At 66.3% G+C, this 26,175-nt stretch carries 24 protein-coding genes; 21 read left to right on the top strand and 3 right to left on the bottom strand.

Features of this window, described 5'->3' with window-relative positions; all coding sequences use genetic code 11:
- Positions 1–166 precede the first annotated feature (166 nt).
- Both APS40_RS08240 and APS40_RS08235 read right to left on the bottom strand, forming a co-directional pair.
- A complete protein-coding gene (locus APS40_RS08240) occupies positions 167–1,207 on the bottom strand; it encodes an ABC transporter ATP-binding protein (RefSeq protein WP_055046583.1) in 1,041 nt (346 codons plus the stop codon).
- A 321-nt stretch (positions 1,208–1,528) separates the two neighbouring features.
- Positions 1,529–2,473, bottom strand: a complete 945-nt coding sequence (locus APS40_RS08235) for an alpha/beta hydrolase (protein ID WP_055046582.1) — start codon at positions 2,471–2,473, stop codon at positions 1,529–1,531.
- A gap of 163 nt (positions 2,474–2,636) precedes the next feature.
- On the opposite strand from APS40_RS08235, the gene APS40_RS08230 reads away from it, so the two are divergent.
- From APS40_RS08230 to kynU, 5 genes are all read left to right on the top strand, one after another.
- Positions 2,637–3,671, top strand: coding sequence for a sugar ABC transporter substrate-binding protein (locus APS40_RS08230; RefSeq protein ID WP_055046581.1), 1,035 nt, complete (start codon positions 2,637–2,639; stop codon positions 3,669–3,671).
- 175 nt (positions 3,672–3,846) lie between these two features.
- Positions 3,847–4,908: an ABC transporter permease gene (locus APS40_RS08225; protein WP_236884225.1), complete on the top strand. Its 1,062-nt coding sequence runs from the start codon at positions 3,847–3,849 to the stop codon at positions 4,906–4,908.
- Positions 4,908–5,852, top strand: coding sequence for an ABC transporter permease (locus tag APS40_RS08220; protein ID WP_055046579.1), 945 nt, complete (start codon positions 4,908–4,910; stop codon positions 5,850–5,852). The genes APS40_RS08225 and APS40_RS08220 overlap by 1 nt, the downstream gene beginning before the upstream one ends.
- Complete coding sequence (locus APS40_RS08215) at positions 5,852–7,366, top strand: sugar ABC transporter ATP-binding protein (protein WP_055046578.1); 1,515 nt, start codon at positions 5,852–5,854, stop codon at positions 7,364–7,366. The genes APS40_RS08220 and APS40_RS08215 overlap by 1 nt, the downstream gene beginning before the upstream one ends.
- 177 nt (positions 7,367–7,543) lie before the next feature.
- Positions 7,544–8,764 carry a kynureninase gene (gene kynU, locus APS40_RS08210; protein ID WP_055046577.1) on the top strand — a complete coding sequence of 407 codons (1,221 nt, stop codon included), beginning with the start codon at positions 7,544–7,546 and terminating at the stop codon, positions 8,762–8,764.
- A gap of 142 nt (positions 8,765–8,906) precedes the next feature.
- On the opposite strand, the gene APS40_RS08205 is transcribed toward kynU, so the two are convergent.
- On the bottom strand, positions 8,907–9,281 hold the full coding sequence (locus tag APS40_RS08205; RefSeq protein ID WP_055046576.1) for a hypothetical protein: 375 nt from the start codon (positions 9,279–9,281) through the stop codon (positions 8,907–8,909).
- A gap of 167 nt (positions 9,282–9,448) precedes the next feature.
- Between APS40_RS08205 and APS40_RS08200 the strand changes: the two genes are divergently transcribed.
- The 16 genes from APS40_RS08200 to APS40_RS08125 all read left to right on the top strand — a co-directional run bounded on the left by APS40_RS08200 (position 9,449) and on the right by APS40_RS08125 (position 26,053).
- Positions 9,449–10,039 (top strand): hypothetical protein, encoded by a 591-nt coding sequence (locus tag APS40_RS08200; RefSeq protein WP_082434688.1) that lies wholly within the window; start codon positions 9,449–9,451, stop codon positions 10,037–10,039.
- Positions 10,040–10,319: 280 nt separating this feature from the next.
- Positions 10,320–11,816: a methyl-accepting chemotaxis protein gene (locus APS40_RS08195; protein ID WP_055046574.1), complete on the top strand. Its 1,497-nt coding sequence runs from the start codon at positions 10,320–10,322 to the stop codon at positions 11,814–11,816.
- A gap of 22 nt (positions 11,817–11,838) precedes the next feature.
- On the top strand, positions 11,839–12,702 hold the full coding sequence (locus tag APS40_RS08190; protein ID WP_055046573.1) for a CheR family methyltransferase: 864 nt from the start codon (positions 11,839–11,841) through the stop codon (positions 12,700–12,702).
- Positions 12,699–13,745, top strand: coding sequence for a protein-glutamate methylesterase/protein-glutamine glutaminase (locus APS40_RS08185; protein ID WP_055046572.1), 1,047 nt, complete (start codon positions 12,699–12,701; stop codon positions 13,743–13,745). Before APS40_RS08190 ends, APS40_RS08185 begins: the two co-directional genes overlap by 4 nt.
- Before the next feature lie 125 nt (positions 13,746–13,870).
- Positions 13,871–14,233 (top strand): response regulator, encoded by a 363-nt coding sequence (locus tag APS40_RS08180; RefSeq protein WP_236884224.1) that lies wholly within the window; start codon positions 13,871–13,873, stop codon positions 14,231–14,233.
- 340 nt (positions 14,234–14,573) lie between these two features.
- Positions 14,574–17,087 carry a methyl-accepting chemotaxis protein gene (locus APS40_RS25300; RefSeq protein WP_055046570.1) on the top strand — a complete coding sequence of 838 codons (2,514 nt, stop codon included), beginning with the start codon at positions 14,574–14,576 and terminating at the stop codon, positions 17,085–17,087.
- Between the two features lie 106 nt (positions 17,088–17,193).
- The gene (locus APS40_RS08170; protein WP_236884223.1) at positions 17,194–19,683 is read left to right on the top strand and encodes a methyl-accepting chemotaxis protein; all 2,490 of its coding nucleotides are present in this window, start codon (positions 17,194–17,196) and stop codon (positions 19,681–19,683) included.
- A gap of 127 nt (positions 19,684–19,810) precedes the next feature.
- Positions 19,811–20,110, top strand: coding sequence for an antibiotic biosynthesis monooxygenase family protein (locus APS40_RS08165; RefSeq protein ID WP_055046568.1), 300 nt, complete (start codon positions 19,811–19,813; stop codon positions 20,108–20,110).
- 1 nt (position 20,111) lies between these two features.
- Entirely contained in the window at positions 20,112–20,459 is a 348-nt protein-coding gene (locus APS40_RS08160; RefSeq protein WP_055046567.1) for a DUF1801 domain-containing protein, read from the top strand.
- Positions 20,460–20,499: 40 nt separating this feature from the next.
- On the top strand, positions 20,500–20,862 hold the full coding sequence (locus tag APS40_RS08155; protein WP_055046566.1) for a methylglyoxal synthase: 363 nt from the start codon (positions 20,500–20,502) through the stop codon (positions 20,860–20,862).
- 148 nt (positions 20,863–21,010) lie between these two features.
- Positions 21,011–21,793, top strand: a complete 783-nt coding sequence (locus APS40_RS08150; RefSeq protein WP_055046565.1) for an ABC transporter ATP-binding protein — start codon at positions 21,011–21,013, stop codon at positions 21,791–21,793.
- Complete coding sequence (locus APS40_RS08145) at positions 21,793–22,497, top strand: ABC transporter ATP-binding protein (RefSeq protein WP_055046564.1); 705 nt, start codon at positions 21,793–21,795, stop codon at positions 22,495–22,497. The genes APS40_RS08150 and APS40_RS08145 overlap by 1 nt, the downstream gene beginning before the upstream one ends.
- 4 nt (positions 22,498–22,501) lie before the next feature.
- A complete protein-coding gene (locus APS40_RS08140; RefSeq protein ID WP_055046563.1) occupies positions 22,502–23,503 on the top strand; it encodes a branched-chain amino acid ABC transporter permease in 1,002 nt (333 codons plus the stop codon).
- Positions 23,500–24,789: a branched-chain amino acid ABC transporter permease gene (locus APS40_RS08135; protein ID WP_055046562.1), complete on the top strand. Its 1,290-nt coding sequence runs from the start codon at positions 23,500–23,502 to the stop codon at positions 24,787–24,789. Before APS40_RS08140 ends, APS40_RS08135 begins: the two co-directional genes overlap by 4 nt.
- Positions 24,790–24,860: 71 nt before the next feature.
- A complete protein-coding gene (locus APS40_RS08130; protein ID WP_055046561.1) occupies positions 24,861–25,400 on the top strand; it encodes an MbcA/ParS/Xre antitoxin family protein in 540 nt (179 codons plus the stop codon).
- Positions 25,397–26,053: an RES family NAD+ phosphorylase gene (locus tag APS40_RS08125; protein WP_055049602.1), complete on the top strand. Its 657-nt coding sequence runs from the start codon at positions 25,397–25,399 to the stop codon at positions 26,051–26,053. Before APS40_RS08130 ends, APS40_RS08125 begins: the two co-directional genes overlap by 4 nt.
- Positions 26,054–26,175: the final 122 nt, after the last annotated feature.

Genomic DNA, 26,175 nt, shown 5'->3' with positions numbered 1-26,175 from the left:
CCGGTGTTTGTGGCCACCCCCCTCCCAGCCTCCCCCACAAGGGGGGAGGTGCCGCTCAGTGTATTTGGCGGGATCCAGCCAGACATGGGGGACGCCACAGCCACACCCACAAACAAGAAGGCCGCCGTGGTTGCCCACGGCGGCCTCGCATTTCGTTTCGCAGCGCTTAGTTGACGCGCTTGCCGTCCTTGTCGAACAGGTGGACGACGGACAGGTCCGGCGCCACCCTGATCTTGGAGCCCGGCTGCGCGGTGATGCGCTCGCGGAAGATGCCGTTGATCGACTGGGTGCCGAGGCGGCCGATGACCTGGGTCTCGGAACCGGTCGGCTCGAGCACCACCACTTCGATCTCGATGCCGTTGGGGTCGAGGTGCAGGTGCTCGGGGCGGATGCCGTAGATGGCGGCATTGGCCGGGGCATTGACGGCCGGCAGCAGGATGCCGTCGGTGGTCTTGAAACCGCCATCGGCAGCCGAGCCGTTGATGAAGTTCATCGACGGCGAGCCGATGAAGCCGGCAACGAAGGTGTTGAGCGGACGATCGTAGAGATCGAGCGGGGTGCCCATCTGCTCGATGACGCCATCGCGCATCACCACGATCTTGTCGGCCATGGTCATGGCTTCGACCTGGTCGTGGGTCACGTAGATGGTGGTGGTCTTCAGCCGCTGGTGCAGTTCCTTGATTTCGGAACGCATCTGCACGCGGAGCTTGGCGTCGAGGTTCGACAGCGGCTCGTCGAACAGGAAGACCTGCGGATCACGCACGATGGCGCGGCCCATGGCGACGCGCTGACGCTGGCCGCCCGAGAGCTGGCGCGGCTGACGGTCGAGCAGCTTCTCGAGGCCGAGGATCTGCGCGGCGCGATCGACCTTGGCCTTGATCTCCGGCTTGGGCACGCCCTTGAGCTTCAGCGAGAAGCCCATGTTCTGCGCCACCGTCATGTGCGGGTAGAGCGCGTAGTTCTGGAACACCATGGCGATGTCGCGTTCCTTGGGCGGCAGGTCGTTGACCACGCGGTTGCCAATGCCGATCTCACCCGAGGTGATTTCCTCGAGGCCGGCGATCATGCGCAGCAGCGTGGACTTGCCACAGCCCGACGGGCCGACGAGCACGACGAACTCGCCGTCGGCGATATCGACCGAAACGCCCTTCAGCGCTTCGAAGCCGCCATAGTGCTTGCCGGCCTTGTTGATAGTTACTGGTGCCATGAAGGTTCCTCGTCCCTCGCGGGAATGCCCCGCTTGTCGGCCCGCACCTTCCGCGGGGGTGCCGCCAGCGTCAAGGCAGGATCGGCAGAGATTAGACTAAAGTCTATGGAAAGACTGATACTAAAGTCGTATGTGGAGTGCCCCGTGGCGACATTAGCGCATGGCCACCCCCACCCAGCTTCGCTACGGGCCGGCGACCCGAAGCTGCGCTACCCTCCCCACAAGGGGGAGGGAGGCGATGGAGCCGAGAGCCTACAGTCGGGTTTCCCTCCCGCTTGTGGGGAGGGATCAAGGGTGTGGGTGGCCAGACGCTCCGGCAGCTCAGCTCCACATCTCCCTCGCCCACGCCCCCATCACCCCGATCAGCTCCCGCGCGGCCGGCGTGACCCCGGCCATGATCATGAAGCCGTGGGTGGTGCCGGGCCACTCGTGGAACGTCACCGCGTTGCCGGCCTGGCTGAGACGGGCCGCATAGGCGCGGCCTTCGTCGCGCAGCGGGTCGTGGTCGGCGGTGACCAGCAGGGTGGGGCAGAGGCCGGCGAGGTCGGGGGCGAGCAGCGGCGAGGCTTCTGGATCTGTCGGGTCGGCGCCGGCGAGGTAATTGGCGATGTACCAGCGCAGCGTCGCGCGGGAGAGAAAGAAGCCGCGGGCGAAGGCGGCGGTGCTGGCAGTTTCGTGCGCCAGGTCGGTCGCCGGGTAGATCAGCATCTGGCCGGCGAGGATGATGCCGGCATTGCGGGCGCGCAGCGCCAGGGCGGCGGCGATGTTGGCGCCGGCGCTGTCGCCGGCGAGGATGACGCGGTTGCCCAAGCCCAGGCTGCCGCCTTCGGCAATGACCCAGCGCAGCGCCCGCTCGGCATCGTCGAGGCCGGCCGGGAATGGATGTTCGGGGGCCTTGCGATATTCGACCGAGAGCAGGTTGCAGCCGGCGGCCCTGGCAAGGGCGCGGGCGGCGCCGTCATGGGTGTCGAGACTGCCGACCATCCAGCCGCCGCCATGGAGGAACAGGAGGGTGCCGTCGACATCGCCGCCCCGATAGAGCCGGCAGCGGATGGCGGGATCGCCGATGGTGAAGCTGAGCGGCTGAGGCAGCTCGTCCTTATTGTCCCAGTAGGCGGCGAGGCTCAGTTCCGAGGCGGCGCGTGCCTTCACCACCCCGAGCCGGTCGTTGCTGAGCGTGCCGGCGCGTTCGGCCGCCTCGAGCATCAGGCGCAGTTCGGCCCTCAGGCGCGACCGGTCGGGGCGCCCGTCGTTGCAATCGTCCACGCCTTCCTCCCTCACTCGCCGAAGGCGGCGCCATAACAGCAGAGGGGCGAGGAAAGTCAATGGAAAGAATATTGCATGCGATATGCGTTAGTGCTACGCCTTGAACAGAGCCGATGTTGCCCGAGGAGGATTTGGGGGCATCTGCCGACAAAGGGAGAAGATCATGCAGGTTACCCGTATGCGCGGCGCGCTCGCCGTGGGCCTCGCCCTGGGCGTGGCTTTGTCGCCGCTCGCTTCGATGGCGTCGGACAACAAGATCGCCCTCGTGCCGGGCGGTCCGCACCCGTATTTCGCGCCTTGGGAGCAGGCTGCGGCGGATGCGCAGAAGGATTTCGGCATCGCCTCGGTCGAGTACAAAGTGCCGGCCGAGTGGAAGCTGGAGCTGCAGACCGAACTGTTCGAGAGCCTCGCGGCGCAGGGCTATGCCGGCATCGGTTACTTCCCGGGTGACGCGGTAGGGGTGAACTCGACGATCGCCGAGCTGAAGGGTTCCGATATCCCGGCCGTGGCGTTGGGCGGCTGCGCGCAGGACCCCACCGATACTGCGTTCTGCATGGCGACCGACGTCTACGCCTCGGCGTATCTGGGCACCAAGGCGCTGATCGAGGCGATGGGCGGCAAGGGCGCGGTGGTGCATCTGGCCGGGCTTCTTGTCGACCCCAACACCACGCTGCGCGTCCAGGCGGTGGAAAAGGCAGTGGCCGAGACCAATGGCGCGGTGACGCTGCTGCAGACGCTGGGGGATACCGACAACCAGGAGCAGGGCGACCAGAAGATCAACGCGCTGCTCGCCGCGCAGAAGGATCAGATCGGCGGCATGATTGCCACTGGCTACATTTCTTCGGTTGTCGCCGCGACGGCGCTGAAGAACCTCGGCGACAAAAAGATCAAGCTGATCGGCATCGACGACGACAAGATCGTGCTCGACGGCATCAAGGACGGCTTCGTTTCCGGCACCATGGCGCAGAACCCCTATGGCCAAGGCTATATCGGGGCCTATGCGGTCGACCTCCTCGCCGAGGGCTGCACGGTGAAGGCGGATGCGCCGTTCATCACCACGCCGCAGACGGCGAAGTTCATCGACTCGGGCACGCTGCTGATCAACGCGGCCAACCTCGAGAGCTACAAGGATGACCTCAAGAAGCTGACCGGCGAGTTGCAGGCGAGCTTCAAGGACAAGTTCCTGAGCTGCCCGTGATCTGAGACCTGACTGATAGAGACGGCCCCCTCCCGGCCTCCCCCATGAAGGGGGAGGTGAAGAAGGGCCGGTGCTTGGTCGAGATCGTGCCAAGCACTCGATGCGGCACCTCCCCCTTCATGGGGGAGGATGGGAGGGGGCCGTCTGTCAACTGTTTCGCACCAGAGACCCCGCAATGACCTCTGCGCTTGACGCCGAGCCTCGACCGAGTTCAGCCTCGACCATGGACCCGGCCCCTCGCCGTTCGCTCACCTCATTCCTGCTGCGCGGCTCGACACAGGTCGGGCTGTTCCTGATCCTCGTGGTGCTGTGGGCGGTGTTCGCCAACCTCTCGCCCGGGTTCCTGTCGAAGTTCAACCTCAACTCGCTGCTGCGCTCGGTAGCGGTCGATATCGTGGTCGGTTTCGCCCAGATGGTGGTGCTGGCGACCGGCGGGATGAACCTTTCGGTTGGGGCGATCGGGGTCTGCGCGGTGATGTTCTCGGGCTACCTGATGCAGGTGCTGGGCCTGCCGATCCCGGTGGCGATTGCCGGTACGCTGGCGCTGGGGGCGCTGCTCGGCTGGCTCAATGGCTTTGCCATCGTCAAGACCGGGGTCAACAGCTTCGTGGTGACGCTGGCGAGCGCGAGCCTCTTCTCCGGCGGCATGCTGATCCTCACCAAGGCGGTGCCGCTGAACGGCCTGCCGCCGGAATTCGGTGCGTTCGGCAAGAGCGCGGTGGGCCCGGCGATCGGCAGCCTGCCGGCGATCCCCAGCCTCGCGGTGGTGGCGCTGCTGATCGGGCTCGGGCTCTACCTGCTGTTCAAGCACTCGACGCTGGGACGACAGATCCTCGCGGTAGGCGCCAATGCGCGGGCGGCCGAGATGAGCGGCATTCCGGTCGACCGCACCATCGTCTTCGTCCATGCGCTGTCAGGCGTCCTGGCGGCTGCCGCGGCGCTGATGCTGACCGCCCGGCTGGCGGCGGCGATGCCGGCGGTGGCGGGCGACGACTGGCTGCTGCCGAGCTTCCTCGCGCCGGTGATCGGCGGCACGGCGCTATCGGGCGGCATCGTTTCGGTGGTGGGAACGGTCCTCGGGGCCCTGCTGGTTTCGACCATCCGCTCGGGCCTGCTGGTGCTGGAGATCGGCAACTTCTGGCTGCCGCTGTTCCTCGGAGCGTTCCTGCTCGCGGCGATCCTGATCGAGCGCGGGCGTGCCGCCTATGTGGCGCGCGAGCAGGCGAGGCGAGCGTGATGGGTGCGTTCTTCCGCCTGCAATGGTCGGGAATCCTCGTCGGCATCATCGTCGGCGGCATTGCCCTGGCGCTGAGCGCGCCGGCGTTCCTTTCCGAGTTCAACCTGTTCGTGCTGCTGCGTTCGATCTGCGTGTCGCTGCTGGTCGCCTATGCGCAGATGGTGATGCTCGGCGTCGGGCAGATGAACCTCTCGGTCGGGGCGCTGGGTGGTCTCGTGGCGGTGGTCACCGGCGGGCTGATGGACGCGCTTGGCATCCCGACATTGCCCGCCATCATGATTGGCGTCGCCGCGGGTGGTGCAGCCGGCTTCGTCAATGGCTGGCTGACGGTCAGGACCGGCATCAATGGGTTCATCGTGACGCTGGCGACGGCCTCGGCTTTTGCCGGCATCAACCTCGGGATCACCAAGGCTGTGCCGTTCTACAACCTGCCGGCCGATTTCGTGGCGTTCGGCAACGGACGGCTGGGGCTGTTCCCGCTGTTGCTGATCGTGCCACTGATCGTCACGGGGGTGCTGGCGCTGTTCTTTGCGCGGGCGGTGCCGGGGCGGCACATGCTGGCGGTGGGCGGCAACGCCCCGGCGGCGCAACTGAGCGGTGTCTCGGTACCCCGGGCGATCATCTCGGCGCACGTGCTGTCGGGGCTTCTGGCCGCGGTGGCGGGCATTCTCGCGGTGGCGCAGCTCGGCTCGGCGCAGCCCACCATCGGCTCGGACTGGCTGCTGATCTCGTTCGCCGCGCCGATCATCGGCGGGGCGAGTCTCGCCGGGGGGGCCATCTCGATCGTCGGCACGCTCCTCGCGGTGATGCTGATCGGGCTGATCCAGAACGCCATGGTGCTGGTCAAGGTCGACCCCTACTGGGTGCAGTTCCTGCTCGGTGCACTGATCCTCGCCGCGGTGTGGTTCAACCGCTACCGAGCCATCCGGGTGGGAGAGAGCTGATGGCGCTGACGGTCGACAAGGCGAGCAAGTCCTTCCCCGGCGTCCGGGCATTGAAGGACGCATCGCTGGAGCTCAAACCGGGCGAGGTGCATGCGTTGATGGGCGAGAACGGCGCCGGCAAGTCGACGCTGATCAAGATCATCACCGGGGTGCATCGCCCCGATGCGGGGCGGCTGCTGCTCGATGGGCAGGAGATTTCGCTCTCGAGCCCGCGCGATGCGATCCGGCTGGGCATCTCGGCGGTGCATCAGGAGCGCAACCTGATCCCGCGCTTCTCGGTGGCCGAGAATATCCTGCTGGAAAACCTGCCGCGACGGGCCGGACTGGTGGATTATGCCACGGCCAATGCCGAGGCGAAGAAGTACCTCGAGATGATCGGGCTCACCGTCGACACCCGGACCGAGGTGCGGCACCTGAGCGTGGCGCAGATGCAGATGGTGGAGATCGCCAAGGCGCTGAGCCACGAAGCCAAGGTGCTGCTGCTCGACGAACCCACCGCCTCGCTGACCGGCGAAGAGGCGGAGGCGCTGTTCGCACTGGTGAAGCGCCTGCAGGCGCAGGGCGCGGCAATCCTCTTCGTCTCGCACAAGCTCGAGGAAGTGCTGGCGATTTCGGATCGGGTGACGGTGCTGCGCGATGGCGAAACGACGCTGGTGGGCGAGCCGATGGCCAACATGACGCGCGGCCGGCTGATCGAGGCGATGATCGGACGGGCCGAGCGCAGCGCGGTGGTGCGGCCGCCCAAGCCCGCCACCGGGGCGATCAAGCTCGAGGCCCAGGCGATCGCAACGGCAGCGGGGCACCGGGACATCTCCTTCACGGTACGGCGCGGGGAAATCCTCGGACTCTACGGGCTGGTCGGCGCGGGGCGGACAGAGCTGGCGCGGGCGCTGGTGGGTAAGGACAAACTGACCGGCGGGACGCTGTCGATCGACGGCAAGCCGGCAGCGATCCGCTCCGTGGAGGAAGCGCTGAAGCGTTACCGCATCGGCTATCTCAGCGAGGACCGCAAGTATGAGGGCGTGGTGCTGCTGCACCCGATCCGCTTCAACGTGGCGATGACCATCTGGGACCGGCTGGCGAAGTTCCTCGGCTTCCAGACCGCGGCCGGGGAGCGGAAGGCGGCCGAGCCCTTTGCGCGGCAGCTCGAGATCCGCACGCCCAGCCTCGAACAGGCGGTGGGGAACCTGTCGGGCGGCAACCAGCAGAAGGTATCGCTGGCCAAATGGCTCGCGGCCAAGGTGGATCTCCTGATCATCGACGAGCCGACGGTCGGCATCGACATCAAGACCAAGGCCTATATCCACGAGCTGATCGGCAAGCTGGCCGACGATGGCCTCGCCATCCTGCTGATCTCGTCGGAACTGCCGGAAATGGTGGCTTTGGCCGACCGCATCCTGATGATGCACGAATTCCGCCTGGTCGACGGTTTCGACAATGACCGCAGTTATGAGGCGATGAGCCGCAAGGTGATGGGCGCGATCCACCGGCATGCCGATGAGGTTGTGGCGTAGGCTCTTCACCTCTCCCTTGGGGGAGAGGTCGGCCCGGAGGGCCGGGTGAGGGGGCCTGGCGACGCGCTCCGTGTTTGCGGCAAGGCCCCCTCACCCTGACCCTCTCCCCCAAGGGAGAGGGGACGCTGGGGGACGGCCGGTGGACAACAGGCTGCTTCGGATGCTGTAGAAGACCCCATGACCGACATCACCGCCCTCGACGCCGCCGATCCCTTCGCCCGCACCCGGACCCTCTTCGACCTGCCCGATGGCGTCATCTATCTCGACGGCAACTCGCTCGGGGCGCTGCCGCGCGCGGTGAAGGGGCGGATGGCCGAGGTGGTCGCCACGCAGTGGGGCGAGGGGCTGATCCGCAGCTGGAACACGCATGACTGGATCGACCTGCCGGGGCGGGTGGGGGAGCGGATCGCGCGGTTGGTCGGCGCGGCACCCGGCACGGTGATGGTGGCGGACTCCACTTCGGTCAACCTTTTCAAGGTGCTGGTGGCGGCGCTGCGGCTTTGGCCGGGCCGCACGGTGATCGTCTCGGAGCAGGGGAATTTCCCCACGGACGCCTATATCGCGGTGGGTGTCGCCGAGCTGATGGGGCAGGGGCACGAGCTGCGGCTGGTCCAAGCCGGAGAGATCGAGGCGGCGCTCGGCGATGACGTCGCGGTGCTGCTCCTGACCGAGGTGAACTACCGCACGGGGGCGCGGCTCGACATGGCAGGGCTGACCGCCGCGGCGCACGCTGCCGGCGCCCTGACGATCTGGGACCTCTGCCACTCGGCCGGAGCGTTTCCGGTCGATCTCGGTGGCGCCGATGCCGATTTCGCGGTGGGCTGCGGCTACAAATATCTCAATGGCGGGCCTGGCGCGCCGGCCTTCGTCTACGCCGCGCCGCGGCATCTGGACGGGCTGCGCCAACCGCTCAGCGGCTGGCTGGGGCACGCGGCGCCGTTCAGCTTTGCCGATGCCTATCGCCCGGCAGCGGGCATCGGGGCGATGCGGGTGGGGACGCCGCCGGTGCTGTCGATGTCGGCCTTGGACGCGGCGCTCGAGGTGTTCGACGGAGTCGATCTCGCTGCGCTGAGGGCGAAGGCGGACCAGCTGTTCGAGCTGTTCACCGGCGAGGTGGCGCGCTTGGCGCCGGAGCTGAGCCTCGCGACCCCCACCGATGCGGCGCGGCGCGGCACCCAGGTGTCGCTGCGGCACCCGCAGGCCTATGCGGTGATGCAGGCGCTGATCGAACGCGGCGTGATCGGGGATTTTCGCGAGCCCGACATCCTGCGCTTCGGCCTGACGCCGCTCTACCTGAGCTATGCCGAGGTGAAACGGGCTGCCGAAATCCTCGGCGAGGTGATGCGGACCGGAGCGTGGGACCAGCCGCGCTACAAGCTGCGCGCCAAGGTGGTTTGAGCGCTTGCCGACAAAGACGGCCCCCTCCCATACTCCCCCATGAAGGGGGAGGTGCCCCGCCGGTGGGTTTGGCACAATCGAAGACAAAGCCTCACTCTTCACCTCCCCCTTTATGGGGGAGGCCGGGAGGGGGCCGTCTCCATCAGTCAGCCCAGGCGCCGTCCTCAGAACAGCTCGGCTTCGCCATGCACGCCAAAACTCGCGCTGCCCGACAAGGCGGGGACGCGTAACTCGTCGAGCACCAGGCTCGACCAGATCTCGTCGTAAACGGCCGGGGGGCGTCGGGTGGCAGGAGGGCGAACTGGCGGACGGCGAGCGCCATGTTCTGGCAGCGTTGCTCGATCCGGTCCTGGCCCTGCAGGGCGTTGACGATGATGCGGGCGGCCTGGCGACGGGCCTCGTCGGCAGCGAGGGAGGTGTCGGCGAGCAGTTCGAGGGCCTGCGTCACGCCTTCGACCATGCCGGCGGTCTGGCGCGCCGTTTCATCGAGCTCGCGGGCGAGCCTTTGCAGAGACATGTAGACGAAACCCCCGTAATGCCGTCGCACACTAGCGCGGAATCCTGAATGGCTCCTTGCGAACGGAGGGCCGTCAGCCGGACCCGAGGCTCTTGGTTAGCGCTTCACTAAGGAATTGCCGGTAACGATGACATGGAAGCCTATCGGGTCCAACGGTTACCATGGTCATGTCGAGTTCACTGCCGCCCGAGTTCGATCGTGGTGTGGTGACGACCGTTCACCAGGGTGATTGCCTGGTGTCGAACGAAGTGGACCTGACTTTTTCGACCGTGCTCGGCAGCTGCATCTCGGCCTGCATACGAGACCGGGTCGCCAATGTCGGCGGCATGAACCACTTCCTGTTGGCCGAGCAGTCGGCCTCGGCGGCAGATCGCTACGGCGCCTCGGCGCGCTACGGGGCGTTCGCCATGGAACAATTGATCAACAAGGTGCTGAGCCGCGGCACCGGCCGCAAGGCCAACCTCGAGATCAAGGTGTTCGGCGGCGGCAAGATCAACGGCGCGCTCGACGATATCGGACTCAAGAACATCGAGTTCGTACGCGAGTTCCTCGCCGACGAGGGCTACCAGATGAGCAAGGAAGATCTCGGCGGCACCTATGCCCGCCGGGTGATGTTCAAGCCCTATTCCGGCCGGGCCTTCGTCAAGCGGCTCGACAATGCCGCCAACGCCTCGATCGCGAGAGAGGAACTGGCCGTGGCGGCGAGCCGCCGCAGCGTGCTGAGCAAGCCGGTGGTCGACGACGTCGAACTGTTCTGAGACTCGCCGGTTTCACCGGAGTTTCCACGCCGCCTCCCTCCCCCTTGAGGGGAGGGATTGAGGGAGGCGGTGGTGCAGTCAGCACCGAGCGTCCCTCACCACCCCCACCCCTCCCCTCAAGGGGGAGGGGAGCCGAAGGCCCGTGCCCAGCGCGCATCATTACCAAGTCGTTACGCCCGACAGCCCAAGTATAGATTTGATTAACCATTCCCACGCTAGGGTCGTCCGTGAAGGCCTGGGGAGGCCTGACGGGGCTCGGTGATTCGTGCGGCGCTTGCGCATGGCGCTCATCGCTAATCTATGCTGGCTTGCCGCGCTGCTGCTTGCGGGTGGTGGTGTGCTGCTGCTCGGGGTGGGACTGTGGAGCGCGCTGGTGGCGCTGCTCGCCGCAGTCGCCGCGGCGACTGGGTCGATCATGGTTGCACGGCGCGCCGACCGGGCCTTCTCGAGCCGGCTGAGCACGATCGCCGAGGCGGTGGGCGTGCGGGCCGGTGAGGCCAGCAGTCTCGAAGCCATTGTGCAGAGCCTCTGCAGCCGGCTCGACCGGGCCTACAATTTCAAGGCGGCATTCGGCAGCCTCAGGCAGCCGGCCGCGCTGGTCGATGGCGATGGCGAGATCCTCGGGGTCAGCAACGGTCTCGTGCTGGCCGAGCCGAAGGCCGAGGAAGGTGGGCTGATTTCCGACGTGCTGGGCGGCAGGGTGCTGCTCGACGACATGGCCGAGGAGAGCATCGTTACCGTCGGCGACCGCCGCTATGTGGCTGAACGGCGCGAGCTGGGCGGCGGGCGTTCGATCATCGAGTTCACCCCGGCGGGCTATCACATCGCCGACGACGATCTCGACGCCTTCGTCACCGCGCTCGCCAACGGCCGCACCGGCTTCCGCTTCGACGACTGGGGCATGCAGCATTCGCCGGCGCTGAAGGCGCTGGGCGGTGCGCTCGAGCAGTTCGACAGATCGGTGAAGGCAATCGGCCAGCTGTTGCGCGGCGAACCGGTGGACGCACTGCTGCTGATGGGCGCCGGGGCGCTGGCGCCCGAACTGAGGCAGTTCGAACAGGATCTCAAAGCCATCCTGATCGAACGCGAGGAAGCGCTCATGGCGCGGGCGCATCTCGAAGCCAAGATGGAGGCGATCCTCCGCGCCATCGACCGCTACCGGGCGAGTGTCACCAGCCTTGCCGAACTCGCAGACCAGAGCCGGGCCGGACTCACGGTTGCCTCGAGCGCTATCGAGAAAGGTCGCGCCAAGGCGCAGGCGGTGCGGATCCTGGAGCGGCAGGCGGTGGCGCTGGCGGCCGACGCGGCGCTCGCGGTGCAGCGCACCAGCGCTTCGGTCGGCGGAGTGCAAAGCACCGCGGCGGAGATCGACCGCATGGTGTCGAGCATCGAGGATGTGAGCTTCCGCACGAACCTGTTGGCGCTCAACGCCGCGGTGGAGGCGGCGCGCGCCGGCGAGAAGGGCGCCGGCTTCGCGGTGGTGGCGGCCGAAGTGCGCACCCTGGCGCAGGCGACGCAGAAGGCGGCACGCGAGATCAAGGCGCTGGTCGGCACCTCGCGACGCGAGGCCAGCGCTTCGATCGAGGAAGCGGCATCGCTCAAAAAGATTCTCTCCGGCCTCGGCGGACATTTAGAGAATCTAAGCAATGAGACGGACATGATCGCCGGTGCACTGGATGAGGGCAGCGGCGCCATCGCCCGGCTGGACGGCAGCGTGGCTGCCGTCGGTTCGGAAGCGGCGAAAGCCCTGCAACTGCCGGCGCGCAAGCGGGCCTAGAAGGGGCCCAGCAGGGGGCGATATGGATCAGGGCGAATTTGCCCTCAGTGACCGCGAGTTCAATCGGGTCAAGGCGCGCGTCTATCAACAGGCCGGAATTTCGTTGTCGGAGGCCAAGCGCACCCTGGTGGTGTCGCGGTTGGGCAAGCTCGTTCGCGCGCTGCGGCTGAGCTCGTTCGACGCCTATCTCGATTATCTTGAGCGCCAGGGCACGCCGGTCGATGCGCAGGACTTCATCAACGCGCTGACCACCAACCTTACCCGGTTCTGGCGCGAGGACCACCACTTCGAGCATCTCGAGAACTATGTGCGTCAGCTGATGGCGCAGCGGCCGCGGATGGGGGCGAATGGGCGGCCGAAGTTGCGCATCTGGTCCGCCGGCTGCTCGACAGGGCAGGAGCCCTATACCATCGCGCTGAGCCTGCTCTCGGCCTTCCCGGAACTGAAGCGCTGGGATTTCCGTATCCTGGCCACCGATATCGACACCAGCGTGGTGGCCAAGGCGGCAGGCGGCGTCTATCCCGAGGTCGAGCTCAACGGGCTGTCGCGCCAGCGGGCGTCGCTGTTCGAGCGCGCCGGGGCGGGGCAGGTGCAGATCCCGATGGCGGCGCGCGAACTCGTCGCCTTCAAGCCGCTCAATCTGATGAACAACCCCTGGCCGATGAAGGGGCCGTTCGACGCGGTGTTCTGCCGCAACGTCGCCATCTACTTCGACAAGCAGACGCAAGGCGAGCTGTTCGCGCGGCTGGGGGCGATCCTCGTGCCGGATGGCTTCCTCTATATCGGGCACTCGGAAAATCTCGGCGCCGGGGGCGCCAGCTTCCGGCTGGTCGGCAAGACCATCTATCAGGCGCGCGCACAGCACAAAACAAGGGACGCAGCATGAGCATCAAGGTGCTGGTCGTCGATGATTCCGCACTCATTCGCGAGGTGCTGAGCCGCACGCTGGGCAAGGACGGCGACATCATCGTCGTCGGCACCGCCGAGGATCCGATCGAAGCGCGCTCCAAGGTCAAGGAGCTCAATCCCGATGTGCTGACCCTCGATATCGAGATGCCCAACATGAACGGGCTGCAGTTTCTCGACAAGCTGATGCGGCTCCATCCGCTGCCGGTGGTGATGGTCTCGACGCTGACCACCAAGGGCGCGAGCGAGACGCTGCTGGCGCTGGAACTGGGCGCCGTGGATTTCGTCGCCAAGCCCAACGCGACGCTGTCGGGCGGGCTCGAGGCGTTCGGCGAAAACCTGCGGCAGAAGGTGCGGGCGGCGGCCAACTCCGACGTGAAAGGGCGCGCCATGAAGGCGCCGACGGCCAATGTGCCGGTGCGCACCGCGGCGGCGCCGAGCGGCGCGCTGATCGCCATCGGCGCTTCGACGGGGGGAGTCGAGGCGATCCGCGTGGTGCTGAGCCAGATGCCGCCCGACTGTCCGCCGATCGTCGTCGCGCAGCACATGCCGGCGGGCTTCACCGGTCGCTTTGCCGGTCGGCTCGACGAGCTGACCGAGCTCACTGTGGTGGAGGCCGAGGATCGCATGCCGCTGCTCGCCGGCCACGCCTATGTGGCGCGCGGCGATTTCCATCTGCGCGTCGAGCGCAGTTCCGGTCAGCTCAAATGCCGGGTGACGCAGGACGAGCTGACGTCCGGGCACCGGCCGAGCGTCGACGTGCTGTTCGAGTCGGTGGCCAAGACCGTGGGGTCGATGGCGGTCGGGGCCATCCTTACCGGCATGGGCCGCGACGGGGCGCGCGGACTGAAGCTGATGCGGGAGGCAGGCGCCTACACCGTGGGCCAGAGCCAAGCCTCGGCGCTGGTCTACGGCATGCCGCGGGTGGCGTTCGAAGAGGGCGCGGTGATCGAGCAGGCGCCGGTCGAAGCCATCGCGGCGCGGCTGGCGGCGGCGCTCACCCGGCTCAAATCCGCAGCATAACGCGGGAGCGGATTGAAGGTTTGGTAACGGAATGTCCCTAGGGTTTTTCGATACGCGACCCGGGCGTATTTCGGGCAGCTAGAAGGCGCAGCGTAACGATGCCGAAGGCAAGTGCAGTCAGTGTGATGATTGTCGATGACCAGCAGTCGATGCGGGGCATCTGCAAATACATCCTTACCCAGCTGGGATTCACCAACATCGTCGAAGCCAAGTCGGGACGCGATGCGCTCGGCAAGCTCGAAAAGAGCAGTGTCGACCTGATCATCTCCGACTGGAACATGGACGATATCGACGGGCTGACGCTGCTGCGCGTCATCCGCAAGCACCCCAAGACGCAGGCCATGCCGTTCATCATGGCCACCGGCCGCTCCGACAAGGAGCAGGTGAAGGAAGCGATCTCCTCGGGCGTCAACAACTACATCATCAAGCCGTTCGACGCCTCGACCATGAAGAAGCGGATCGAGGCGGTGATCGGGGTGTTGTCCTAAGCCCGTCTTTGCCGGTCTTCTGCGCCAGGCCGCCTTCGGGCGGCCTTGTCATTTTGCCGCGAGTGGCCGTTCCGACGGGCAGTCCTTCGCCGGGCAAGGACCTGTCGCAGCGCTGGTACGCCGGGCGGCCGGCTGCTGACGGTCGGCCGAAAATACTGGCCGAACTAAGCATCAGCCCGTAATCCTAAATTAAGGCGACGTCCCTAGTCTTCCTGCCGTTGTACACGGGCCTCGGGGGATGAGGTTGGCGTGAACAGCGGAAGCAGGATGCTTCCGTCTCGCTGCGGCAGAATTGCTGCTCCCCCATGACGAGGTCGATTGTCGAGGGGGAAAGTTGGGCATGGGTTGGCTTCCGAAATTCAGGATTGCGCAGAAACTGCCATTGGCGATGGTGGGCTCGGCGCTGGTGGTCAGCCTGGGCGTAGGCCTCGGAAGCTATTTCGTCGGTTCGGCGATCGTTGCCGAGATGAGCGCCAGGCAGATGCAGACCGTCGCATCCGCCCATGCCGACAAGTTCACCACCTATCTCAAGACCATCGAAGCCGACCTGGTGAACAGCGCGGCCACCGACAGCGCGGTGAATGCGGCGCGGGATTTCGCCATTGCGTGGCGGAACTTCGCCAAGGCGACGCCGCCGGCTGACCCGGTGGTGGTGCTGCGCGAGGCGTTCATCACCAACAACCCGCACCCGGCCGGCGAGCGGCAGTTGCTCGACATCAACGACCGGGGTCGTACCAACTACGACACCACGCATGACAAGGTGCAGGCGACGTTCCGGCGGCAACTGGAGATGCGCGGCTACCGCGACCTCTACATCCTCGATCCGGCCGGCAACCTGGTCTATTCGGTGATGAAGAACGACGATTTCGCCGCCAACTTCGCCGAAGGCAGCGATCTCGCCGACAGCGGGCTGGGCCGGGTGTTCCGCAAGGCGGTGGCGCTGACCGAGCGCGGACAAGTGGCCTATGAGGATGCCGCGGTCTACACCATTGCCGGCGCGCCGGCGAGCTTCATCGCCACTCCGATGCTCGATGTGCGCGGCAAGCTGATGGGGGTGATGGCGATCCAGATGCCGGTCGCCCCGATCAACCAGATGCTGCAGGACAACAGCCAGCTCGGCCAGACCGGCGAGAGCTTCTATGTCGGGGCGGACAAGCTGCTGCGCTCGGATTCGGTCTTCTCGGATGGCGACGATACGCTGACCACCGCCTACGACAACCCGGTGGTCGACGCGGCGCTGGCCCGAAACACCGGCACAGGCGTCACCACGGATTATCGCGGCCTTCGGATGATCGCCAACGCGATGCCGGTGACGTTCAACGGGACGACCTGGGCCATGGTCACCACGATGAGCGAGGACGAAGCGTTCGCCCCGGTGGCGCAGTTGCGCAATACCATGCTGCTGATCGGCATCGGGCTGCTGGCGCTGGCGGCCGTCGCGGGCCTGCTGTTCTCGCGCAGCATCTCGCGGCCGATTGGCCGGTTGACCGAGACGATGGCGGCGCTGGCGGAGGGAAAACTCGACACCGAGGTGCAGGGCGCCGGCCGCAAGGACGAGATCGGCGACATGGCCAAGGCCGTGCAGGTGTTCAAGGAGAACGCCCTCAAGGTCAACGAGATGACTGAAGACGAGCGGCTGGCTGCGACGCAGCGCCGGGTCGAGCGCACCGAGATGATGCAGGAGCTGCAGCAGGCGTTCGGCGCGGTTGTCGATGCGGCGATTGCGGGCGACTTCTCGCGGCGCGTCGGCGCGCAGTTTCCGGATCCGGAGCTGAACGCGCTGGCCCGCGGGGTCAACCAACTGGTCGAAACCGTGGATCGCGGATTGGGCGAAACCGGCGCCGTGCTGTCCGCGCTGGCGCAGACCGATCTGACGCAGCGCGTCGGCGGCCAGTATGGCGGTGCGTTCGCACGGCTCAAGGACGACACCAATGCGGTGGCCGAGCGGTTGGTCGAGATCGTCGGACAGCTCAAGGGCACTTCGCGGTCGCTGAAGACGGCGACGGGCGAGATTCTGTCGGGCGCCAACGATCTCAGCGAACGCACTACCAAGCAGGCGGCGACGATCGAGGAGACTTCGGCGGCGATGGAGCAATTGTCCGGCACGGTACTGGCCAATGCCGAGCGCGCCAAGGATGCCTCGAACGTCGCGGCGACGGTGACCCGCACCGCCGAGGAAGGCGGGCAGGTGATGCAGCAGGCGACCGCAGCGATGGAGCGGATCACCCACTCGTCGGGCAAGATCTCCAACATCATCGGGATGATCGACGACATTGCGTTCCAGACCAACCTCCTGGCGCTGAACGCGTCGGTGGAAGCGGCCCGCGCCGGCGATGCCGGGAAGGGCTTTGCGGTCGTGGCGGTGGAAGTGCGGCGACTGGCGCAGTCGGCGGCCGGGGCCTCCAGCGAGGTGAAGGCGCTGATCGAGCAATCGGGCAGCGAGGTGAAGGGCGGCTCGAAGCTGGTGGCGGAAGCCGCAGCCAAGCTCGAGGCCATGCTGGTGGCGGCGCGCTCGTCGAACGAGCTGATGGATTCGATCGCCCGGGCCAGCCAGGAACAGGCGTCGGCGATCGAGGAGGTGAACGCCGCGGTGCGCACCATGGACGAGATGACCCAGCACAACGCGGCGCTGGTGGAACAGACCAATGCAGCGATCGAGCAGACCGAGGCGCAGGCCACCGAGCTCGACCATATCGTCGAGGTGTTCCGCACCGAGGCGGCGGCGCCGCCGCTGCGGGCCACCGAGGCGCCGACGAAGAGCGTGCGCGCCCTGCAGGAGCAGGTGCGCAACGCCGCCAGGTCGTATCTCAGCCAGGGCAGCGCGGCGATCGACAAGGATTGGGCCGAGTTCTAGAGCGGCCTGCCTGGCGAGCAGGAGAGGCCGCCGTCGGCTGCCTCTCCTGCTCGACTGTCGGCTACGCCACGACTTGACGCGATGTTAACGCCGTCATGATCAGGTCGTGGATGGACGCAGAACGCATTTCAGCCTGTCGACACTCCAGAAGGATAACGACCTCTCCATGCCGGCCAAATCTACTCCCAGGCTTCCGACGCTCAGGCTTCGGGGCAAAATCGTCCTTGCCGCGGCAGCGGTCTTCACCGCGGCGATCGCCGGCGCCTTGTTCTATGTCGTCAACTCGGCCAGCGAGCGCGCCGTAGCCACTGCCGACGAGCTGCTGAGCAGCCTCGCCCAGACCGAGGCAGCGCGGATCGAAGTGGTGCTCAAGGAGCACTCGGCGGTCGCCGACTCGATTGCCCAGACGATGACCTCGGTGATGTCGGCGCCGGGGGTCACGGCGGCCACCTACAAGGACATGTTCGAACGCCAGATCGGTATCGTGCCCAACGCCGTCGGCATCTGGTCGCTGCTCACCGCCGACGCACCGACGGCGAGCAATCCGGAGCTGATGGCATCGCAGTTCGCGCTGCCGGCCAACTTCTTCGGCCCGAGCATCACTCGCGACGTGAAGACCGGCGCGATCAGCTGGGGAGCGCTCGACCTGTCGATGGAGAGCGGCTTCCAGAACTGGTTCCTCGATCCGCTCGCCAAGGGCTCGCCGTCTCTGGTCGGCCCCTACCTCTATGACAAGATGCTCTACACCTCGAGCACCTCGGTGGTTCGCGACCAGGCGGGCAAGGCGGTGGGCCTGGTCGGTGTCGACTACAATGGCGGCGTGTTCGCGCAGCTGATCGGCCAGGATCGTCCGCTCGGGACCGGCTGGGTCGGGATCATCAATGCCGAAGGCAACTGGGTGGTGCCGCCGGATCCGGCGCTGATCGGCCAGCCTGCCAATGACGCCGCCGGGCTCGCCGCGGTGGGCGGCGCCAAGGCCGGCGACTACCACGCCAGCGTGCCGGTCGAAGGCCAGCAGTGGCGGCTCACCGCCACCAACCTGCCCTTGCCGCAGTTCGGCATCGAGTGGACGGTGATGGTCGCGGTGCCTGAGGCGACGTTGCTCGCTGCCGCCGTCAACGAGCGCAACACGCTGATCGCCGGTGGGTTGGTGGTCTTTGCGCTGGGCCTCGTGGCCTTCTTCCTGCTCGGCAGTTCGATCGCCAAGCCGGTGAGCCGGATGACCGGCGTGATGCGCAAGCTCGTCGATGGCGACTACCAGGTCGAGGTGCCCTATCACGCCCGCCGCGACGAGATCGGCGACATGGCCAAGGCAGTGGAGGTGTTCCGCGATAACGGCCTCAAGGTTGCCGAAATGACCGAAGCGGAAGCGGCGCGGATCATCCGCGACCAGGAGGCCCGCACAGCGATGATGGCCGAGCTGCAGAAGGCATTCGGCCAGGTGGTCGATGCGGCGGTTGCCGGCGACTTCTCCCGCCGGGTGGAGACCGAGTTCCCCGATGCCGAGCTCAATGCCATTGCCGGTTCGATCAACAACCTGGTGGCGACCGTCGACCGCGGGCTGGGCGAAACCGGCGAAGTGCTGGCGGCGCTGGCCGATACCAACCTCACCAAGCGCATGGAAGGCGAGTATGAAGGCGCCTTCGCCCGGCTGCGCGACGACACCAATGCAGTGGGCGACAAGCTGAGCCATATCGTTGGCCAGCTCAAGGCGACCTCGCGCTCGTTGAAGACGGCGACAGGCGAGATCCTGTCGGGCGCCAACGACCTTTCCGAGCGCACCACCAAGCAGGCGGCGACCATCGAGGAGACCTCGGCGGCGATGGAGCAGCTGGCGGTGACCGTGCTGCAGAATGCCGAACGGGCGCGCGAGGCCAGCGAAGTCGCCAGCACCGTCACCCGCACCGCCGAAGAGGGCGGCCAGGTGATGGGCGAGGCCAATGCGGCGATGGAGCGGATCACCCAGTCCTCGGCCAAGATCTCCAACATCATCGGGCTGATCGACGATATCGCCTTCCAGACCAACCTCCTCGCGCTCAACGCCTCGGTGGAAGCTGCACGCGCCGGCGACGCCGGCAAGGGCTTTGCGGTGGTCGCGGTGGAAGTGCGGCGGCTGGCGCAGTCGGCGGCGAGTGCGTCGAGCGAAGTGAAAGCGCTGATCGAGCAATCGGGCACCGAGGTGAAGACGGGCTCGAAGCTGGTGGCGGACGCGGCGGGGCGGCTGGCCGCCATGCTGGAAGCGGCGCGTTCGAGCAACCTGCTGATGGACGGCATCGCGCGCGACAGCCGCGAGCAGGCCTCGGGGATCGAAGAGGTCAACACCGCGGTGCGTCAGCTCGACGAGATGACCCAGCACAACGCGGCGCTGGTCGAACAGACCAACGCTGCGATCGAGCAGACCGACGGACAGGTGAACGAACTCGACCGGATCGTCGATATCTTCACCATCTCGGGCGGCGCGCCGACCCGGGCCGTCGAGGTCACGCCGCCGCCGGCTCGTGGCATCAGGGGGTTGCAGGAGCGCGTGAAGCAGGCCGCCAGCTCCTATCTGAGCCAGGGCAACGCGGCGATCGACAGGGACTGGGCGGAGTTCTGATCCGCCCAATTCCACCCGACCGATGCTGAGCGGCTCACATTGTGAGCCGCCAGCGGTAACCCTGACACTCGGTGTCAGGCGACCCATGCGACACCCTCTGCCGCGTTACAACGGAGAGGGTTTCTTGATGACCCAGACACTCGAGCTCGTCACCTTCCGCCTCGCCCGCGGCAGCGGGCAGCAATTCATCGACGCCAATGCGGCGATCAACGACTGGCTGCAGCGACAGCCGGGATTTGTGTCGCGTCACCTCGCCGAACGCGATGACGGCAGCTTCGTCGACATCGTGTTCTGGCAGACGCATGAAGCGGCACTGGCGGCGAGCGGGAAAATGATGGAAGAGATGGCCCAGAGCGAGGCCATGACCATGATCGATCCAATGGGCCTCGAGATGAGCCATGGCACAATCCGACTCTCGGTCGACTGAAATGGTCGCCGACCTCCTGCAAATCGTCCGCTCCTTTCCGCAGCCGGTCGCGGAGCTGGCGCAGAAGCTGGCCCTGACCCTGCTGTCGGTGCGGCCGGACCTCGACGCCAAGGCGCGGCTGGGCTGGGGCTCGGTGAACTATCGCCATCCCAGCGCGGGGTTCGTCTGCGCCATCTTTCCGATGGAGGACCACGTGTCGCTGGTGTTCGAGCAGGGGCGGCTGTTGAGCTCGCCTTTGCTCGAGGGTGACGGCAAGCAGGTGCGCTTCATCCGCTTCGAGCCGGGCACCGAGATTCCCGAGGACGAGATCGCCATCCTCCTCGCCGAGGCCATTGCGCTCAAGGCGTGAGCCGTGCAGAAAACCCGGGACGATTGGCTCGGAGATTTCCATGGCGCGTATCGGGCTCGTGGCGCACGACGACAAGAAGGATGAACTGGTCGCCTGGGCCAGGCTCAACCGCGACAAGCTCGCCGGGCACGAGCTGTGGGGCACCGGCACCAGCGGCGGGCGGGTCACCGAGGGCACCGGTTTGCCGGTGACGCGCCTGCTCAGCGGGCCGCTGGGCGGCGACGCGCAACTGGGCGCGATGATCGCCGAGGGGCGGCTCGATGCGCTGATCTTCTTTCAGGATCCGCTCACCGCCATGCCGCACGACGTCGACATCAAGTCGCTGACGCGGCTCGCAACGCTCTACAACATCCTGTTGGCGCCGAACCACAGAACCGCCGATGCGGTGCTTGCAGCGCTTTGACCATCTGGTCAAAGTCTCCACAACCCTTTAAGAGCCGCCCCCAATCGAAACGCGGTGCTTGGTTGACCGGTGTTTGTGCATATGCGCAGATGACCGCAAAACCGGCACAAGCCGCGAAGAAGAACGATTTCATCAGGACGGGGGCGGGGTGTCCTTCGACGCAGTCATCGACGTCAAGAACGTCAGCAAGCGCTTTGGCGGCTTGCGCGCAGTCAACGATTGTTCGCTCCGGGTCGAGCGCGGCTCGATCACCGGGCTGATCGGGCCGAACGGCGCCGGTAAATCGACGCTGTTCAACCTGGTCGCCGGCAATATCGTGCCCGATAGCGGACAGATTATCTTTGATGGCCAGGACGTTACCGGGCTGAAACCGCATCAGCTGTTTCATCGGGGCATGCTGCGCACCTTCCAGATCGCGCATGAATTCTCCAACATGACGGCGCTGGAGAACCTGATGGTGGTTCCCTCCGGACAGCCGGGCGAGAGCCTGATCCGTACCTGGCTGACGCCCGGCGTGGTCAAGGACGCCGAGCGCCATGTGCGCCAGAAGGCGCTCGACGTCATCGATTTCCTCAAGCTCGGACACGTCAAGCACGAGCTCGCCGGGAACCTCTCGGGCGGGCAGAAGAAGCTGCTGGAGCTCGGCCGCACCATGATGGTCGACGCCAAGGTGGTGCTGCTCGACGAAGTGGCGGCCGGCGTCAACCGCACGCTGCTGCAGGACCTGGCCGCCAATATCGAGCGGATGAACCAGGAGCTGGGCTACACCTTTTTCGTCATCGAACACGACATGGACCTGATCGGGCGACTGTGCGATCCGGTAATCGTGATGGCGCAGGGCGAGAAGATCGCCGAGGGGCCGATGGAGGAGATCCGCGCCAATCCCGAGATCATCGAGGCCTATTTCGGCTCTCCGGTGGAGGCTGCGTAATGGCGCTGCTCGACATCAAGGACGTCGTCGGCGGGTACGGCGGCGCGCCGATCCTCAACGGCGTCAATCTCTCGATCGAACAGTCCGATATCGGGGTGATCGTCGGCCCCAACGGGGCGGGCAAATCGACGACGCTGAAGGCGATCTTCGGGCTGCTGAAAGTCACCGAGGGCTCGATCAGCTTTGCCGGCGACGAGATTCAGAACTCGCTGCCCGATCGGCTGGTGCCCAGGGGGCTGAGCTTCGTGCCGCAGGAAAAGAACGTCTTCACCTCGATGAGCGTCGAGGAAAACCTCGAAATGGGGGCGTTCACCCGCAGCGACGATTTCAGGCCGACGATGGAGTGGGTCTACGAGATGTTCCCAGTGCTGCGCGAAAAGCGCCGGCAACCGGCGGGGGAGCTGTCGGGCGGGCAGCGGCAGATGGTGGCGATGGGCCGGGCGCTGATGAGCCAGCCCAAGCTGCTGTTGCTCGACGAACCGTCGGCGGGGCTCTCGCCGCGCTACGTGATCGAAATCTTCGAGCAGATCGTCAAGGTCAACAAGGCTGGCGTCGCAATCCTGATGGTGGAGCAGAACGCCCGGCAGGCCCTCGCCTTCGCCTCACGCGGGTTCGTCCTCGCTACCGGCAGGAACCGTTTCACCGGCACGGGCCAGGAGCTCATTGCCGATCCCGAAGTCGCCAAGAGCTTCTTGGGAGGCTGACGGCATGAACGAACTGATCTTCTTTTTCAACAATGTGGTCGTCGCCGGCGTGGTGCTGGGCTCGATCTATGCGGTCGGCGCCATCGGCGTGACGCTGATCTTCGGCATCCTCAGGTTCGCGCATTTCGCCCATGGCGACATGATGACGATGGGGGCGTTCATCGCCTTTCTCCTCGCCATGGCGGCGACGGCGCTCGGCATCACCACGCCGATCGTGCCGACCGGCTTTTTGGTGCTGCCGGTGGCGATGATCCTTGCGGCGGTCATCGCGCTGGGGCTCGACAAGGGCTTTTATGCGCCGCTGAGGAAACGCGGGGCGCGGCCGGTGACCATGCTGATCGCCTCGATCGGGGTGACGCTGATCATCCAGGGGGCGATCCGGCTGTTCTTCGGCTCGGGCACCTATTCGTTCTTCGAGACCGAACAGAAGCAGCTGGTCCGCATTCCGGTGCCGCTCGAAGGGGTGACGCGCACCATCAACTTCACTCAGCCGCAACTGCTGATGGTGCTCTGCACCGCGGTGGCGGTGCTGGCGCTGCATTTCTTCCTCACCCGCTCGCGGCTGGGCAAGGCGATGCGGGCCATGGCCGACAATGCCGACCTGGCGCAGGTCTCGGGCATCAACACCAAGCTGGTGGTGCGGGTGACCTGGATCATTGCCGGCTCGCTCGCGGCGATGGCCGGCACCATGCTGGCGCTCGACGTCAACCTGAAGCCGGACCTGGCGTTCAACATCGTGCTGCCGATCTTCGCGGCGGCGATCGTGGGCGGGCTGGGACAATCCTACGGCGCCATCGCCGGCGGCTTCCTGATCGGTTTTGCCGAGACGCTGGCGATCTTCAACTGGTCGGTGCTGCTGAGGCCGTTGGCCGGTGCGTTGCCGTTCGAACTGCCGGGGACGCTGGCAATCGTGCCCACCGAATACAAGCTGACCGTGGCGTTCGTCATCCTCGTGGTGGTGCTGCTGTGGCGTCCTACCGGTATCTTCAAGGGAGCCTCGACATGATCGCGCGTCGCTCCCTGGTGATGTTCGCCGGCCTGTTCGTGCTGTTCACGATCATCGGGCTGTTACTGGGCGCCGCCAATATCTCGCTGCTCCTGGTCCAGAGCTTTGCCTATGCGCTGATCGCGCTCGGCCTCAACATCCAGTGGGGCTATGGCGGGCTGTTCAATTTCGGCATCATGGGCATGCTGATGCTGGGCGGCGCGGCGGTCACCTTCATCTCGTATCCGATCAATGCGCAGTTCTGGGGCTCAGAAGGGCCACTGATGCTGGGCAAGGCGCTGATGGCGTTCCTCGCCGGGTTCCTGCTGGTCTGGGCAGCGCGCCGTGCCGACCGCATCGGCATCAGGGGAGGCTGGAAGACCTTCGTCACCATTATCGCCTGGGTCGTCGCCTATATCGTCTATCGCAGCCAGATCGACCCGGCCGCGGCCTATATCGAGACGGCCGGCGGCGGCTGGATCGGCGGCCTGGGGCTGCACCCGGTGCTCGGCTGGCTGTTCGGCGGCGTGCTGGCGGCCGGCGTCGCCTATGTGGTGGGCAAGATCTGTCTGGGGCTGAGGACCGACTACCTCGCCATCGCCACCATCGGCATCTCGGAGATCATCCGGGCGCTGCTCAAGAACATGGACTGGCTGACGCGCGGAACGTTGACCGTCTCACCGATCCCGTGGCCGACGCCGATCCCGCAGGATCTGCAGGGGCAGGGGGTGTCGATTGCCGACTCGTTCGTCTATGCGCGGCTGGGGTTTCTCGGACTGGTCATCGTCATCCTCGCCGTGGCGTTCCTCCTGGTGCAGCGCGCCTATGGCGGCCCGTGGGGCCGGATGATGCGCGCCATTCGCGACAACCACATCGCCGCCGGTTCGATGGGCAAGAACGTCACGCGCCGGCAGCTCGAGATCTTCGTGCTCGGCTCGGTGCTGATGGGGATCGGCGGCGCCATGCTGGTGAGCTTCCAGCAGATCTACGATCCGGGCGCCTATCAGCCGATCAACCACACCTTCCTGATCTGGGTGATGGTGATCGTCGGCGGGGCGGGCAACAACTGGGGTGCGGTGTTCGGCGCGCTGCTGATCTACATCACCTGGATGATTTCCGACCCGCTGTCGCAGTGGCTGTTCAACAACATCTCGAACTGGTCGACCGACATGGGCTGGGGAGCCATCCCCGAAATCCAGTCGCGCGCCAGCCAGATGCGGGTGTTCGTGCTCGGCGTGGTGATCACCATCGCGCTCCGTTACGCGCCGCGGGGGCTGATCCCGGAAGTGGTGAAGCGCGAAGCGTAGTCCAGAACTGGACGTCCTCTTGTATGAAGTCTGGATTTGGACTATGTCTAAATCCAGACAAGGAGCGCGTCATGCAATTCGGTTTCCGTGAAAAGCCTCACAGGGAGTTCGCTCCGGCCGGCGGCGCTGACGACATCGTCGATTTCAGCCGCTTCTCGGGGCCCAACCGGCGCCGGTTGAGCGGGCCGGCGCTGCGCACGTTTCTCAACATTGCCGAGCTTTGGGGCCTCAATGAGGAGCAGCGCCGGCTGGTGCTGGGCTATCCGCAGCGCTCGACCTACCACCATTGGGCGAAGCTGGCGCGCGAGCAGCAGCCGTTCACCCTCGATCTCGATGCGCTGCTGCGCATTTCGGCGGTGTTCGGCATCCACCAGGCGCTCGGCGTCCTGTTCGCCGACCCGGCGGAGGGGGTGCGCTGGCTCAAGGGGCCGCACATGGCGCCGCTGTTCGGCGGGCAACCGCCGTTGACGCTCATCACCTCGGGCACCCAGGATGGGTTGCTGGCGGTGCGGCGCTTCCTCGATGCGGCACGCGGCGGGCTCTACATGCCACCCAATGCGCTCGATGCGGCGTTCACCCCGTACGAAGACAGCGACATCGTCATCCGCTGATGCAGGCGCCCGCCCCACAGCCGAGCCACCGGCTGATCCCGTCGCGTTTTCCGCCGATCGGGCTGTTCGACACCGTGGCCACTGCCGCCGATGCCGAGGCGGTGATGGAACTCGCCGGCTGGACCAATGATCGGCTGGTACGGCAACGGCTGGCGCGACTGCCGCAGAGCGAGTGGGTGTTCGGCCGGGCAAACTCCAGCATCGTGATGGCAGCGTTTCTGCATGCCGCGCCGAGTGGATCGCGCTTCAACGGGCCGGAGCTCGGCGCCTGGTACGCGGCGGCGACGCTCACCACCGCCCTCGCCGAAGTCGGACACCATCTCAGGCGCGAAGCGCTGGCCCGCGGCCTCGACACGACCCAGCGTACCTTCCGCAGCTACACCGCGCGGCTCGAGGGCAGCTATCGCGACATTCGCGGGAGCGAACCGGAGCTGCACGCCGCCGACAGCTATGCCGCGGGGCAGGCGTTCGGCGAGGCGTTGCGGGCCGCCGGCGAGGACGGGGTGCTGTACGACAGCGTGCGGCATCGGGGCGGCAGCAATATCTGCGCCTATCGGCCGAGCAAAGTGCTCGACGTGATCCAGGCCGAGCATTTCGAGGTGACGGTCAGCGTCGGCGACAAGCGGATCGGGGCGACGCGGCTTGGTGGATGATCCCTGACGCCGGCGCGGGCTGACCCCCACCCCTGTCCCCTCCCCGCAAGGGGGAGGGCGACGAAAACACCGGCTTCGCAGTCTGCGTCTCCCTCCCCCTTGCGGGGAGGGATCAAGGGTGG

Source organism: Devosia sp. A16 (assembly GCF_001402915.1).
In the GTDB taxonomy this organism is placed as follows: domain Bacteria; phylum Pseudomonadota; class Alphaproteobacteria; order Rhizobiales; family Devosiaceae; genus Devosia_A.
The sequence above is the reverse complement of the archived record's forward strand: the minus strand, read 5'-3'. Positions and strand labels throughout refer to the sequence as shown.